Origin of the sequence: Pyxidicoccus caerfyrddinensis (assembly GCF_010894405.1) — a bacterium.
Classification (GTDB): domain Bacteria; phylum Myxococcota; class Myxococcia; order Myxococcales; family Myxococcaceae; genus Myxococcus; species Myxococcus caerfyrddinensis.
In genome coordinates this window covers 71239-85922 of sequence record NZ_JAAIYA010000004.1, presented here as the reverse complement: position 1 = coordinate 85922, position 14684 = coordinate 71239, and the positions used below count along the sequence as shown (strand labels likewise).

Below are 14684 nucleotides of genomic sequence, written 5' to 3'. Positions count from 1 at the left end.
GGGGCTTCGCCTCCAGGTCCGTCGCACCCAAGAAACACCACGGCCAGCAACGCGGCGCTTCGCGCTACGAAAGTCACCCTTGGCATTTTGAAACTCCCCCTCAAATGGCGACGCTCACTCGGCCCGCGTGTGCTTCACCATTGCCTGGCGCTCTAACACGGCAGCAGGAATGTGTTTGAGCAATCCTGTCTTTACTGTGCGAAACCAACCTTCCAATGGAGGGAGCCATCGAGCGGGAAAATGATGCACGGAATTCGTTGAGATGAGAGGGCGGGATTGGAAGTGACTCAGGGGTCCGAAGGCACCCTGAACCAGAGCGCGAGGTCGCCGGACGCTGCGGGCGTGAGGTTCCCGAGAACAGCCGCTACGTCTGCTGGCATGGCTGTGGCCGGAGCTGTCGGGAACGGAGCTGTGGTTCTGGCTCGTCGGGTCCGCGGGGCTCGCCACGCTGCTGCTCGGCGCGTGGGCGGCGCTGTTCCAGCGCGACCTGAACGACTCCACCATTCAGCGTCGGCGCCGAAGGCGGCCTGTTCGAAGGCTGCATGCTCCAGAAGTGCAACTTCGCCGGCCGGCATCTTGAGTACCCGCACTTCGAGGACTGCGAGTTCGACACCTGCGAGCTTGCGCGAGCGGGCGCTCCGCGCGCGGAGCCGCCCCCTCCGGCAGAGGGGGCAGGGCCCCGACGCGCCCTCCATGCTGGAGACTCCGGAGTCGCTCAGCCCCGCCTCACGGCGTGGTGAAGAGGGAGCTCGCGGCCTGCGCCGAGCCCTGGGGCAGCCCTGAGAGTGATTGGAACGGGCGGTGCTTCGGGTCGTGGTCGGTGATGTCCAGGGCCGTCACCAGCACGAAGTAGATGGAGCCAGGCAGGAGCGTGCCGGGAGGCAGCCGCACCTGCGTGGTCGAGCCGGGCACGCGGAGGGTGGTCTGGTAGCGCGCGAGGTAGTAGCCCCGGTTGTTCTCGAGGCGGTAGAGGGCCACATTGTAGCCGGTGGGCGTGCCCACGTCGGGTGGCAGCCACGCGATGACGGGACTGGCGGCGCCTACCTGCCGCTGCACGTTCGCATCCAGCCCGTCGATGGTCAGCCCGCGGGGTGGAGTGATTCGCGGGACGATGGGCGCCGCCACGAGGTCGTCCAGCCGGTCATGGGTCCTCAGGGCCCGGAAGCTCATGGAGAAAGTCTGGCCGGAGCCATCCGGCACCACGTTCCGGTAGCTCATCGAATAATCCGCGGTCCCTATCCGGGCCCAGGACGAAGGGAACGGATCGCCGTAGGACAGGCGCCGCGTGAAGGTGTACGAGGCACCCGCGGGAAGCTGGAGGTTGACCAGGCCGCTCGAGTAGCTCACCCAGCCGTCCTCGGGTCGGTGCGGGGCTGCATCGACGAAGAGCAGGGGCCTCCCGGAGACCGCGGAAGGGTGCAGCTGTCTGGCGGGGACGAGGAACTCGGAGAGGCGCCACTCGACGGACAGCTCCCGGGTCGGCACCGGCTGCATCACTCCGCCGAGCGGCAGCGGTGTGACGCCATCCGGGGTGAAGTCGAAGGGCGTCAGCTCCAGGCTGCGCACCACGGTGTGGTGGGTCAGTGCGCCACCGTCCGGCAGCGTGCCCGCGTCCACGGCGCCGAGCTGATTCACATACATCGAATCCCCCTTCGCCGCCTCGAAGAGGGGGAAGGTGTCGGCCAGGTTCCAGGCCCAGGCCTGGGTGGTGGACATGCTCGTCTGTCCGTCCACGGGGTCTTCGTCGAAGAAGACCTCACCCATCACGGCGACCTGCCGCGAGAGGAACTCCAGTCTGGAGGGCTGGACCGCCTGGCTTCCGTACGTGACCCAGGGGGCGAGGTTCGACAGGTCGAGCTGCAGGGGCGACATGGTGACGCTGGTGTGGAACACGTCCGAACGGCCAATCTCATCCGAGCCGAGCTCCACGTGCCGTGAGTCCGTGAGGATGTAGTTCGAGCCCGTGCGCAGGTAATACGTGCCCTGGGGCACTCCCGCGTACTGGTAGCTGCCATCGGTGAACGTACCGTCGATGCGGGTGAACGTCCCGGCGTCGGGGATGAGCAGGTAGGGCGGGTTGGCCGACATGCCCGAGGGCTTCTCGGCGATGCCCACCAGCGTGTAGTACCGCGAGTGGCTCGTCACCCGCACCGTGTCGCCGCCGGGCGTGCCCCCATCACCGGGCTCGCACCCCGCGCTGAGCGGCTCGCCCATCCAGGTACCGCCTCCCATCTGGGGCTCCCGCGGGCCCACGGATGACGAGGCGTCGGGCTCACTTCCCGCGCAGCCCAACCACGTGACACAGACCACGGCCCACAGCGGACGAAAACGATGCGGCTTCATGGGACCTCCTCCAGGTGAGCGGCGATGCGACGCGTGGCGGCTGCACCCTGGAGGAGGACTGCCCGGGCCGCTGGGGGCCCGGGCAGGTGCTCATCACCAGTCGTAGCCGTGACTGCCGACCAGCACGACGGCCTTGCCGCTGTTCGGGTAGTACAGGACGGCGTACTCCTTGTAGCTGTGGCAGTTGTTGCAGGGGATCTCCTCCCAGGCGAACCACGCCTGGATGGGGCCACCGCCCGCGAACGCGTCGATGGCGGCCAGCAGCGGGTCGCTGCTCGAGTAGAAGAAGTAGTTGTTGTCCACCAGGCCGGCGCGGTCGGTGACCTCGCCCCAATCGGACGGCGGCACGGACTGCGTCGTCCAGTAGAGCTCGTCCACCACCGCCTGGACGGTCACTGGCGTGGCCGGGCACTCCGGGGTGCTGTACGCGTCGATGCTGCTCAGGTAGTGCGCCTGGCGCGCGGGCTCCAGGGGCGAGGAGTCAATCTCGGTCAGCGACAGCGGCTGGCCCGGGAGCACCTCGCAGGCGCTCGCGTACATGCAGGTCTGCACCTGGCGGTAGGTGCCGCACGCGCCGAAGTCCAGCGTGCCCGCGGGCTGCGCGTGGATGCAGTTGTAGACGGACAGCTGGCAGGCGGGGGACGGCCACGTGGCGTACGGGTCGTCGTTGGTGCTGATGGCCAGCCCGGTGACTCGCACCACCAGGCGCGCCGTCTCGTCCACCACGGTGCCGCTGTTCAGCGCGGCGGTGAAGGTGAGGGGAATCGTGTGCGGGTCCACGGCCTCGTGCACCGCCGGGTAGCGCCAGTCCAGCTGGAAGGTGTCCGCGTCCACGCGGGAGACCGTCGGCACGCCGTCCGGCGCGGTGACGGTGAGCGACGTGGCCGCCGAGTCCACCCGGCCGCGATACATCAGGTTGTCGGTGCCGGCGGCGTTGCGCACGTAGACCGGGTCGACGTTCTCGGAGACGGTGATGGAGGTTGGCCCGCGGAAGTCGAAGAAGCGGGGCGCGAGGATGATCTGCGCGTAGTACCGCGTCGGCGAGCCCGTGAAGGTGTCGATGGCGACCAGCAGCGGCAGCCCGGAGAGCATCGTGTTCAGCTCGTGGCCCTCCTCGAGGACCACCTCGAAGCGCCGCTCGCTGATGACGTTCGCCGTGCCGAAGGCGTCATCCGGCACGAAGCTGAAGACATCCTGGATGTAGCGGTTGGTGGTGCCGCGAATCACGAGCACGCGGCGGTTGTTGCGCGTCTCGAAGGTGCCCAGCGTCTCGAAGCTGAGCTCGTGCGTGCCCGTGGGCTCGTACGCGTAGATGCGGGTGGCCGTCGCCGCGGCGGTGGAGACTCCCGTCTCCTCCACGGGGACTGCCAGCGACTCCTCGGGGGACGTGTTGTCACAGGCGGTGGCGCCAAGGGACAGGATGCAGGCAAGCGCGAAACTACGGAACTTCATGTGGTTCCTCCAGGTGAAGGATTCCGGGGATACCACATGCTCCCGACGCAAGCCTGACGCGGCATGTCTCAGACGTGTGATGACACGCGTGCGACCCGCTGGCGCGGGGCGGTGGGCACCAGGAGGAAGTCCTCCCGGGCACCGCGCCAGCAATCCATTGCGAGACATGCCCCATGCAACTCCTCCTGATGTCGCGCGGAGGATACGGGGCGCTCGCGAAGGGGCTGTACCACCAAAGTGGTATGCCCCCGGCTTCCCGGGTGCCCCGCCCATTGAACCCGCGAGAGGGTCGCAGCGAGAATGCGCCCCCCTCGCGCCTCGCGGCGAAAGACGCTCCATGCCCCACGACCTCGCATCCCTCACCGAGCTCTCCACCCTCGAACACCTCGTGAGCACCCAGGGCGTGGAGGCACTGCTCGACGCCCTGGACTCGGCGCTCGCCCAGACGTCCGAGGAGGCCCGCGTGGTGCGCGAGGACGGCCCCACGGTGGGCCCGAAGACGCTGCGCGTCTTGCGCAAGGCTGTCGCGCTCGACGCCGACTTCCTGCGGGCGCACCCCGAGGCCCTCTTCCAGTGTCTCTACAACCGGCTGCGCTGGTACGACGCGCCCGACGCCGCAGCGCACTACTCCGGCGACGGCGCGAAGCCCTGGAGCGACCCGGAGGCGCACCTGTACGCGCTGGCGGCGCAGTGGCGCCGGCAGCGCGAAGCGGCGGGTGGTGCGCCGTGGGTGGAGTCCCTGCTGCCGCTGCGCGGCGCCCTCGAAGGCGTGGACGAGGTCCTCTGGCACGACGCCCAGGTGCTGTGCGCGGCGTTCGACCCGTCAGGGACGCGGCTGGCCACCGGCTCGTGGTCGGATGGCGACAACGTGCGCGTCTGGGACGTGGCCACCGCCCGGAGCCTCCAGGTGATGGCGGGCCACGAGGGCGAGGTGCGCGGGATTGCCTGGAGCGCGGACGGCAAGCGCCTGGCGTCGGGCTCGAGGGACCACGACGCGCGCATCTGGGACGCGGAGACGGGGGCGCAGCTGCATGCCTTCACCGGCCAGGAGGGCCAGGTGACGTCGGTGGCCTTCAGCCCGGAGGGGACGCTGCTCGCGGTGGGCAACCTCGGCTGGAGAATCCACCTCTACGACGTGGCCTCGGGCAGGAAGGTCCGCACGCTCCAGGGGCACCAGCAGTCGGTGCTGAGCGTGGCCTTCCATCCCTCGGGGCGCTGGCTGGCCTCGGGCGCCTCGGACGACACGGTGCGCGTCTGGGACGTGGAGACGGGGGCGCAGGTGGCGCGGCTGGACTCCGACACGTCCGTCGGCACGGTGGCCTTCAGCCCGGATGGCGAGTGGCTGGCCTGGGCGGCCCTGGACGGCGTCGCCGTGGCACAGACGCGGAGCTGGAAGCGGATGGAGGGCTTGAAAGGGGCGGGGCGCTACGCCCAGGTGAGCTGGCTGGGGACGTCGCGCCTGGGGCTGCTCCGGTATGACCGGCTGGAGGTGCTGGAGCCAGGCGACGGCGTCACGCTGTGGACGCGCCCCTATGCCTCGGATGGCCACGAGCGCGGCGCGGCCTTCTCGCCGGACCTGAAGCACTTCGCGCTGACGGCAGCGGACGGGGGCGTGCTCCTGAGCGAGCTCCACGCGCCCGCGCCGCCCACCCTGCTCGCCGAGCAGCACCGCGTGCGCAGCCTCTGGGGTCAGGCGGAGGGGAACATCGCCATTGCGACGCGGTTCGACGCGGCCTTCGCCATCGATGCCCGGGGCCACATGCGGGAGCTGCCCCCCGACGCAAACGAGTCCGGCCTGCAGCCTTGGCGCTTCAGTCCGGACGGCACCCTGGCCGCCTACCCCGTCCTGCGCTTCCACGAGGAGCCTCGCAGGCGGGGCGTCCAGCTGGTCGACGTGGAGCGCCTCGCGCCGGTGCGGGAGCTGTCCGCGCCACCGCTGGAGGGGCGCGATGCATCGAAGAAGCTGACGCTGGAGCTGCCCATGGCCTTCTCACCGGACGGGCAGTGGCTGGCCGCAGTCATCGAAATCGGCGTGGTGCGGGTGTGGCGCGTCGCGGACGGGAAGCTGCGGCATACCCTGCGGGGGCCGGCGACGCCCGTCTCGCTGGTGGAGTTCACGCCCGATGGGGCCTACGTCGTCTCGGGCTACGCTGAGGCCTCGCGGCTCATGCTGCACGACCTGGGCACGGGGGCGCTGGTGCTCGACACCCAGGCAATGCTGAAGCCCGCGCCCGCGTACGCGGCGGCGGCCCGCGCGCCTCGCATCGCCGTGGGCCGGGCCTCCGGCGAGCTGGAGCTCTTCGACCTGCCCGCGGGCTTCCGGCGCGTCCTCCAGCTCTCCGAGGAGCCCGTCATCGCGGTGCGGCTGTCCGACGATGGCAGCCGGGTGGCAGCGTGCAGCCTGGACGAGCGCGTGCGCCTCTTCGACGCCGGGACGGGAAGTCTCCTGTACGAAGTGCCGCATCCGGCGCTGCCGTTCTCGGTGGCCATGGAGGGGAATTGGCTGGTCACCCGCTCCGATGACCAGACCACGCGCTTCTTCGACCTCGCCACGGGGGCGCCTCGCGCCGTGATTCAGGGCAACGCGGAGCTCGAGGAGGTGACGCGTCGCAAGTACTGGGAGGTGCTGGGGGAGGGCCCCGTCGCCTTCCATCGCCGGATGGCCCCCGTGCCCATGGCGCACTTCCCGGACGTCCTGGAGGAGGACCTCATCCTGCGCGACGGGCTCGTCGTGGCCCGGGGCCGCACCCTGCGGGACTTCCTGTACGTGTTGCGGCTTCACGACGCCCCGGGCGGGGCGTAAGTCCCGGGGTCAGGGCTGCTTCTGCATCCTCGCGCCACCCGTGGCGGTATTGCGCGGATCATCCTCCGGGTTGACGTAGGTGATAGCCCACGGCCCCACCGCATGGATCTGAACCATCGTCGGCTCGCGGGTGAACACGAAGTGGCGCATGGTGGCCGGCATCACGGAGAAGCTGCCGGAGGGGAGCGCCTGGGCGTTGGACGTGTCGAACTTCTCGCCCATCCCCATGAGGAGCTCGCCGGAGATGACGGTGATGTGCTCGTCCGCCGGATGGAAGTGCGGCGGGATGCGGTAGCCGGCCGGGAACTTCACCCGGAGGGTGAATAGCTTCCCCGCAGCCGAGGGGGCACCCTCGATGACCGCCACCTGCGCGCCCGGCGGGAGTCCGGCCGGCGGCGGCCCCCAGCGCACATCCTTCGGCTTCACCATGATGTGCTGGGATACCGCACGGGGATCAGGCGAAGCGGCGTGGGCCAGGGTGGAGCCTCCCACCCCCAGCAGCAAGGCTGCGGCAAGGGCCGGTCTCATTCTTCGTACATGGGTCGGACTTCTCATTGCGCACCTCCCATGGTGGGTAGTTACTGGGAAGCCCCCACGGCACGCAGCAGGCGCGAGAACGTTCGGTGCCCAGGGACGCCAGGACGCAGCCCATGCGTCCTGACTCCCTAAAAAGGGGATGATGGCGCCCCCATGGCCGACGCTCTCCGTCCTCACATCGCGACCGCTGCTGCTGCCATCGCCGACGTCGCCGCGTTTGGCGACGGCTACGCGCTGCTGACGAGCGAAGGCATCGAGCTCCTCGACGGTGTGCTCGCGAAGCGCGGAGTGATCGCCGGCAAGAGCGACCACGTGCTCCGCGTGCTTCCCGACGAGCGCTTCCTTGTGCACGGTTCGCGAGGTTCGTGGCTGTACGAGGGCAAGGTCGGCGGAGCGCTCGAGAAGGTCGACTTCGACGGGCTCGTGTACTCCGTCGCGTTCACGGAGGGCGGGTATCTCGCGCTCGGAACGAAGGCGATCCTCGTCGATCGCGCGGGCGTGCGAACCGTCGTGCCGTTCGAGGAGCGGCTGGATCACGGTGGTGTCGCATGGAAGGGCGGTGTGGCGATTGCGGGATACGGCGGGCTCGCGATCCTCGACGCAGAGGCCGCGGTGATCGCGCAGTCGGTCGACGAGCGACTGTGGAAGGCACCGGTCGCGCTCGCCGATGCGATCGCAGTTCCGGCACACGACGATGTCGTGCTGTTCGATGGCGAGGCGCGCGTGATCGGCCGGATTCCGCGCAAGGTCTCCGACGACGGACTGGTCGCGTGCGGAGACGGCGTGCTCGTGCGCGTCTACGACGACGACACGCGGCGGACCGAGGTCAGCTACTGGGAGCGCTGCGAGGAGCGGTGGAGCCGTACGTTCGCAGAGCACATGCAACCGCCGGTCGTCGTCGGTTCGTGGGTCGTGATCGCGTCCTACGAGACCGGCGCGTGGATCTTCAACAGCGCAGGGCAGGAGCTCGCGCAGCTCGAGACCTCGCGGTTCGTGCAAGAGGTCGCGGCGTTCGGCGGCGGGATCGCGCTGACCGTGCGCGACGATGCGGACGCGCTGTGGTGGCGGCCCGATACCGAGCTCGTGCGGCTCGGCCACGACGTGTGGCCGCATCCGATGCGCGGCGTGCCGGCGGGGCTCGCCACCGTCGAGAACAACATTCTCTATGTCTGGCGCACGGACGTGCAGGGTCCGGAGAGCACGGCCGTCGAGTCGGATCTTCCGATGAACGTGCCGATCGTCATCAACGGCACGCCGGTGCGGATCGTGGCAGCCGGACGGTTCGCGCTGCGCGGCGAGACATTGCGCGGCAAGCAGGCGTGGCGCATCGCGCGCGGCAGCGCGTGGCGGCCGCTGACGACACGCGAGGAGGCGCTGCGGATCGTCGAGTGTCTCGTGCAACGCACCTTCGATGGACCGCTGCCCGCGACCGACGAGCTTGCGCAGCTGCCGCTTGCACAGACGGTGGACTTGCACGGGCGCGCCCTGTTCGCCGCATCGACGCTCGATCCCGACGTGCGTGCGAAATCCGCGTGGTCGCGCGGCGCGTTCTTCGACGAGCTCGGCGCTGCGCTCGGCACGTCTGGCCGTGCAGTGCTCGCCGCCGTCAAAGCACGCAAGGTCGCGCTCGTGCCGCCACGCCCGGTGCCCGACTACGAGTACCTCGGCACGTTCGCGGCGTCGGGCGAGCTGACGATCAGCGACCCCTGCTACGTCGGTCGCAAGGAGTCATCGAGATTCCCGATGTCGCTCAAGGTCGTCGGGCACGAAGGCATCTGGCACGTGTTCATCCGCAGCGAGGGCGATCGCACCGCGGAGCTCGTCACGATCCACGACGACGGCTTCGACACGTTCGCGACCGAGCCCGCCGGTGTGTTCAGCGTCGACTCCGGCACGGCCGGCGTGTTCGACAAGAAGTGTCCCAAGCGCGACAGCGACGCGCCGCTCGAAGAGGGCACGTTCGCCGCGCTCGGCGCGATCTCGTCGACGGGCTGGGGCGACGGCATGTATCCGGCCTACGTCGGAAGCCTCGAGGGCCGCGTCGCGAAGATCCGCCTGTACTTCGTCGGCGACGAGCCCGAGGTCGATCGCTCGGTGCCGAAGAAGGCAGCTGGCGCCGCGAAGCCGTACAGCGCGTCGGCGAAGTTCGCGCTCGGCGACACGATCGAGCACGTGAAGTTCGGCACTGGCTCGGTGATTCGCGTCGGCGACAGCAAGATCGACGTGCGGTTCAGCGACGCAACGCGGACGCTGGTCCACGCCAGGTAATGAAGCGCCGGCTCCGAGCCCTCGAGACCGAGCTCGCGCTCCACCACGCCCCCGGGCTCCTCGGGCAGTAGACTTTTGCGGTCCTTCCACCGTGCTGCTACTCGCGCGCGGGCGCGGGTAGCAGCACGGTGCCCGCGGCAGAAGTGAAGTCCGCCCAAGCGTGCGGTACCCGCTGTTCCGCACTGGCGCCGGAGCGGGCGCCAGCCTTCCGCCGGCGGCTCCTAGGGTCCGGTGGGAGTGATGGCGTGCAGGGGAGCGTCGCTTCCCAGGGCGATGAAGGGCGCCCAGTGGTGGGGATGGGGCCGGGACGCCCGCAGCGAGCGCATGGCCCCGCGCAGTGCCGAGGCGCGCCCCTGGCCGGCCAGCAGGTTGCGGTAGTAGGTCTCCATCAGCAGGCGGGTGGAGTCGTCGTTCACCTTCCACAAGCTCATGACGACCGTCTCGGCGCCGGCCACGACCAGGGAGCGGCGCAGGCCGGAGACTCCCTGGCCCAGCTGGATATCGCCGCGACCGGTGTCGCAGGCCGAGAGGACGACGAGCTGGGTCCCCCAGAGGTTGAGACCGGCCAGCTCCAGCGCGGTGACCAGTGTGGCGTCGGGTGGGGGCCCGGCCTCCCGGGAGGCGTCAGGCGCCGACGCGCGTGCGCCCGCGAGCGCGAGCCCCGAGCGCAGCAGGGGATCTGGTGGGCGCAGGGCCGCGGAGTCGTCGCCGAGTGCTCCGAAGGAAACCACGGCGCGTGTGCCCTCGAGAGCGGGGGCGTCCTCGAGGAAGAACCCATGCGTGGCGAGGTGGAGGATGCCAGGAGTGGGCAGCTGGAGCAGTCGCTCCTTGGTCGCCTCGGAGCCGAGGAAGAGCTGGGCCTGGGGCAGCAGGCGTTGAATGCTCTCCGCCTCCTGGCGCGTCCCTGGCAGTGGAGCCCAGTCGCTGGCGACGGGCTCCGCGCGCAGGGTGGAGAAGAAGCGCTCGAGGGAGGCGGACCGCCGGGTCGTCATGGAGGCGTTGCCGGAAGCGGAGGGCACGGCTCGCGGCGTGGCACTGAAGTCCGGGTCGGCGAGGACGAAGACGGAGGCGGTGGGAGGGAGGTCCTGGGGCCGGGGCAGCAGCTCCCTCCCGGAGGTGAGGTAGGTGAAGTCGACGGAGTCGAGCAGGAAGTGGCGGCCGTCGTGGAGCGCGGCGAAGGGGACGAGGCCCAGCTGACCATCGGGTGAAATCAGGAGGCGCTGGGGGGGGCCCAGCAGGGGGCTCAGGGGCTGGAAGACGAGCCGGTAGAGCTCCCGGGCCGCGGCCTGGAAGGCGACATCGCGATTGGCCAGCGCATCGCGCAGGCGCGTGGCGGCGAGGTCGATGGGGGCCGCGGGGCCGAGGTCCAGGGCCTGAGTGGAAGCATCCGGGAAGAGCACCAGCGCCAGGTAGCGGAGCCGGCCAGGCGCCTTCGCGCGTGGCGCGCCAGGCTTGGAGACGAGGCGCCTGTCCTGGTAGGCGACGAGCTCGACGAGGGCGCCGTCCCTGGGAAGGGAGGCGGCGACCCGGTCGACGATGTCGGCGGGGGAGGGCAGGGCGGTGCGCGCGCGGAGGGGCGCGGAGCGCTTGGCGAGGTCCGCTTCGAGCGCATCACCCTGGCTGGACAGCGTCTTGAGGCGCTGTTGGTAGTCTGCCGGGGACAGCAAGCCGGGGCCCGCGAGCGAGAGGGCGGCCAGCTGGGTGCGCAGGCTCCGCAGCTTCTCGAAGGCTTCGCGGTCCTCGGCCCCCAGGCTCCGGTAGACGGTGCGGGAGATGTCACCCGTCTCTTCAACGGAGCGGCCCTTGCGCAGGAGCACGGCGCTGAGGGCCAGGCGTTGCACGCGGGTATTTTTCGGGTGCGCACGCAGCAGGGCGTAGAGCGCCTGCTCGTCCTCGCGCAGATGTTTGAGGAAGCCGGACAGGCGCGACTCGGAGAAGTCGAGCGCCTCATGGCGAAGGCGCCCCTCGGAGATGGCGAAGGCGCGCGTGAAGAGCGGCAGGGCGACGGCGAGGCCCTGGCGGTTCAAGCGGAGCAGCGCGAGGGAATTGAGCGTTTCAGCGACGACTGGGTGGTCCTTGCCGAGCACCGCCTCCTGGATGGAGAGCGCGCGCAGGAGGAGGGGCTCGGCCCGGTCGTGCATCCCCTGGTCCATGTAGACAGTCGCGAGGTTGGCGAGCGAGTTGGAGACGACGGGGTGGTCCTTGCCGAGCACCGCCTCCTGGATGGAGAGCGCGCGCTGAAGGAGGGGCGTGGCCCGGCCATACAGCCCTTGCTCGATATAGACGAGGGCGAGGTTGTTGAGCGACCTGGCGAGGTCGGGGTGGTCCTTGCCGAGCGCCACCTCCTGGACGGAGATCGCACGCAGGAAGAGTGGCTCGGCCCGCGCGTAGGCCTTCTGGACCATATATAGGAGGGCGAGGTTGGCGAGTGCGCTCGCGACCTCGGGGTGGTCCTTGCCGAGGGCCGCTTCCATCAGGGCGAGCGAGCGCTGGTAGAGCGGCTCGGCCCGGTCATAAAACCCCTGCTCCATATAAAGGATGGCGAGGTTGTGGAGCGGCCTCGCGACGTCGGGGTGGTCCTTGCCGAGGGTCGCCTCCCACATGGCGAGCGCGCGCTGGTAGAGCGGCTCGGCCCGGCCGTACAACCCCTGGTCCGCGTAGAGGCTGGCGAGGTTGTTGAGCGTCTGGGCGATGTCGGGGTGCTCCTTGCCGAGCGCCGCCTCCCTCAAGGCGAGCGAGCGTTGATAGAGCGGCTCGGCCCGGTCATAAAACCCCTGCTCCACGGAGATGACGGCGAGATTGTCGATCAGGCTGGCGACGTCGGGGTGCTCCTTGCCGAGAGCCACTTCCAGGATGGCAAGCGCGCGCTGATAGAGCGGCTCGGCCCGGGCGTACAACCCCTGGTCCACGTAGAGGTTGGCGATGTTGCTGAGCGACCTGGCGACGTCAGGGTGGTTTTTTCCGAGCGCCACTTCCCGGATGGCGAGCGCGCGTTGGTGGAGCGGCTCGGCCCGGGCGTACAACCCCTGGTCCACGTAGAGGTTGGCAAGGTTGTTGAGCGTTTGGGCGACGTCGGGATGCTCCTTGCCGAGCGCCACTTCCCGGATGGCGAGCGCGCGCAGGAAGAGTGGCTCGGCCCGGGCGTACAGCCGCTGGTTCAGGTAGAGGGTGGCGAGCCGGTGGAGCGAGCGGGCGAGGTCGGGGTGGTGCTTGTCGAGGGCTGCTTCCCGAATGGTGAGCGCACGCTGGTAGAGTGACTCGGCGTCGGCCAGATTGCCTTGTCGCACCTGAAGCTCCCCCACCAGTTCCAGGCAACTGGCGACATCCGGATGCGTGCCGCCGAGGGCGGCCTCCCTCAGCGCGAGCGCCTGCCGGGCCCGGGTCAGGGCCTCCTCATACCCGCCCGCGTCTCTGAGCTTTGTCGCCTCGCCGAAGGCCTTCTGGGCCTCTACCAGCCGCGCATCCGGCGGCTCCTCGCTGGCCCTGCCTTCTGTCGCACCGCAGAGAACCACCACCATCAGCCATCCGAAAATCCATCGCATCATTCCCCCTCGGGATTCGCACGGCTATAGCCTGACAGTGGAATGCCGACGACCCTCGAATTCTCTCGAGCGATGAAGCTCATCCTCCAGGCGGCCCCGCGCACCGCGACCCATTTCGTTCCCTCATCCCAGAAGAGCCAGGAGGAGAAAGACGGACTCTCCGCGGAGCTGACATGCATCCGCTTGACGGCGGAGACCACCAGCATCCTCATGTCCCGGTGCTTCCTTCCCACGAAGGGGCTCACGTTGGAGCGCTGGCAGGCCTACTGGAGCGGCTTCGCGGACGCGGCCCCCATCTTCGTGGCGAACGCGGACAAGAGATTCGGCGGCGCTTTGCTGGAACCTCGTGAGCTCTTCAAGGTACACACCCAGCTCCTCCTGGATGAGCGCTGTCAGTCCCGGGAGCAGTTCGCGGAGAGAACAAGAGACCCCGCCCTGTTCGACATCCTCGACGCGCGCTACATGAAGTTCCTCGAGGAAGTGCGTCCAGAGACTCCGGAGGAGCTCCAGCTCCGCCGCGAGCGCGCCTGTGACGAAGCGATGCAGCGCTTCCCCCAGGTGGCCGAGCACGTGCTGCGGACGCACGGGCTCAAGCTGCCCAGGCACATCGCCCTGGGCTGGGCCCTGATGCGCAGCCTGGCGCCTGGAGAGAGGAAGGTCTTCGACGCGGCGCTGGGAGAGCAGGGCATGTCCGCCGTCACACTGGCCGGCATGAGGGGCATCTTCCCGCTCTTCGAAGAGGGTGGACTGGAACGTCCGACGAAACCGGGGATGGACGTGCGCCTCCATCTTCGACGCAGCTACACGCCTCCCGAGCTGCTGCCACTCTTCTTCAGCGACTTCCTGCGCACCGAGGTCCAGCACGGGTTGTTCTACGACGACCCCGCGTTCCTCCCTTCCGGCATCGCCAAGGTGGGCTGCACCGTCCCCGAGATGGACATCCATCGAGGCAGTCGTCGGCTCGACTGGGTGGCGGAGACCTTCTTCGACTTCCTCCGACGCTGCCTCTACATCGACCTCACTGGCGTCACCCAGGGCGAGGATGACGACTACCCCCAGGACCAGGACCAGCCCGAGGAAGAGCGGGTGCGACGCAAGCAGCACCGCCATCTTCGAGAACACCGGTACCGACTCATTCGAGACGCCATCACCGGCTTCGCGGAGCACGAGGCCCGCATCCGGGAGGAGGACCGTGCGCAGATGCGGTGGTCGTTCGCGGAGCGAAGCAGGATGGCACCCATCGCGTCCGGAGAAGTGGGCATCGCCACAGACCTGGGAGACGCCTCGGACCTGCCGTATCTGAACAGGTTGAGAGACCTCAACGACGTGTGGATGAGCCCGACGAAACGACTCCGCAAGTGGATTAGCGACGCGGAGGTGGCCTTGAAGGCGGGAGACCCGCGCCATGCGTTGGCCCTGGGGCGAGACCTGTACGTGGCCGGGGAGCGAGGCCGCATCCAGGGCGAGGACGCGTGGTTCGAGGCCGGCATGGCGCGTCCGCGGGCCGTGAGCCTGCTCACGGCCGCCTATCGAGCACTGGGCCGCGAAGCCCTCGCGCGCATCGCGGAACTGCCCGGGCCCGCGGAGGGGGACACCGTGGACATCTACCCGGCGTAGACCTCCACCATTTCGCCGACGACCGATGCATGGCTGGCCTTGCCTGACCTTCCCGCCGCCGCGTCGTGTCAATTTCTGATGGTTGGAAATGTATATAGAAAAGGCGGCACGTCCTTGTAATT

The 14684-nt window shown here is 69.2% G+C and carries 7 protein-coding genes; 3 read left to right on the top strand and 4 right to left on the bottom strand.

Features of this window, described 5'->3' with window-relative positions:
- Positions 1 to 726 precede the first annotated feature (726 nt).
- Both G4D86_RS10760 and G4D86_RS10755 read right to left on the bottom strand, forming a co-directional pair.
- On the bottom strand, positions 727 to 2343 hold the full coding sequence (locus G4D86_RS10760) for a hypothetical protein (protein WP_163992381.1): 1617 nt from the start codon (positions 2341 to 2343) through the stop codon (positions 727 to 729).
- Between the two features lie 93 nt (positions 2344 to 2436).
- Positions 2437 to 3795, bottom strand: coding sequence for a hypothetical protein (locus G4D86_RS10755; RefSeq protein WP_163992379.1), 1359 nt, complete (start codon positions 3793 to 3795; stop codon positions 2437 to 2439).
- A 337-nt stretch (positions 3796 to 4132) separates the two neighbouring features.
- Between G4D86_RS10755 and G4D86_RS10750 the strand changes: the two genes are divergently transcribed.
- The gene (locus tag G4D86_RS10750; RefSeq protein ID WP_163992377.1) at positions 4133 to 6598 is read left to right on the top strand and encodes a WD40 repeat domain-containing protein; all 2466 of its coding nucleotides are present in this window, start codon (positions 4133 to 4135) and stop codon (positions 6596 to 6598) included.
- A gap of 9 nt (positions 6599 to 6607) precedes the next feature.
- On the opposite strand, the gene G4D86_RS10745 is transcribed toward G4D86_RS10750, so the two are convergent.
- Complete coding sequence (locus tag G4D86_RS10745) at positions 6608 to 7027, bottom strand: cupin domain-containing protein (protein ID WP_205519533.1); 420 nt, start codon at positions 7025 to 7027, stop codon at positions 6608 to 6610.
- A gap of 261 nt (positions 7028 to 7288) precedes the next feature.
- On the opposite strand from G4D86_RS10745, the gene G4D86_RS10740 reads away from it, so the two are divergent.
- Positions 7289 to 9403 (top strand): hypothetical protein, encoded by a 2115-nt coding sequence (locus G4D86_RS10740; RefSeq protein WP_163992373.1) that lies wholly within the window; start codon positions 7289 to 7291, stop codon positions 9401 to 9403.
- A gap of 221 nt (positions 9404 to 9624) precedes the next feature.
- Here the strand turns inward: G4D86_RS10740 and G4D86_RS10735 are convergent, their stop codons facing one another.
- Positions 9625 to 12948 (bottom strand): CHAT domain-containing tetratricopeptide repeat protein, encoded by a 3324-nt coding sequence (locus G4D86_RS10735; protein ID WP_240360178.1) that lies wholly within the window; start codon positions 12946 to 12948, stop codon positions 9625 to 9627.
- 39 nt (positions 12949 to 12987) lie between these two features.
- Here G4D86_RS10735 and G4D86_RS10730 point away from each other — a divergent pair, with 39 nt between their 5' ends.
- The gene (locus G4D86_RS10730; RefSeq protein WP_163992371.1) at positions 12988 to 14562 is read left to right on the top strand and encodes a hypothetical protein; all 1575 of its coding nucleotides are present in this window, start codon (positions 12988 to 12990) and stop codon (positions 14560 to 14562) included.
- The last annotated feature ends 122 nt before the right edge of the window (positions 14563 to 14684 follow it).

Bases quoted from the DNA above. Each gene is read 5' to 3' on its own strand.
- G4D86_RS10735 (WP_240360178.1), bottom strand. From the start codon at position 12,948: ATGATGCGATGGATTTTCGGATGGCTGATGGTGGTGGTTCTCTGCGGT.
- G4D86_RS10760 (WP_163992381.1), bottom strand. From the start codon at position 2,343: ATGAAGCCGCATCGTTTTCGTCCGCTGTGGGCCGTGGTCTGTGTCACG.
- G4D86_RS10730 (WP_163992371.1), top strand. From the start codon at position 12,988: ATGCCGACGACCCTCGAATTCTCTCGAGCGATGAAGCTCATCCTCCAG.
- G4D86_RS10745 (WP_205519533.1), bottom strand. From the start codon at position 7,027: ATGGTGAAGCCGAAGGATGTGCGCTGGGGGCCGCCGCCGGCCGGACTC.
- G4D86_RS10755 (WP_163992379.1), bottom strand. From the start codon at position 3,795: ATGAAGTTCCGTAGTTTCGCGCTTGCCTGCATCCTGTCCCTTGGCGCC.
- G4D86_RS10750 (WP_163992377.1), top strand. From the start codon at position 4,133: ATGCCCCACGACCTCGCATCCCTCACCGAGCTCTCCACCCTCGAACAC.
- G4D86_RS10740 (WP_163992373.1), top strand. From the start codon at position 7,289: ATGGCCGACGCTCTCCGTCCTCACATCGCGACCGCTGCTGCTGCCATC.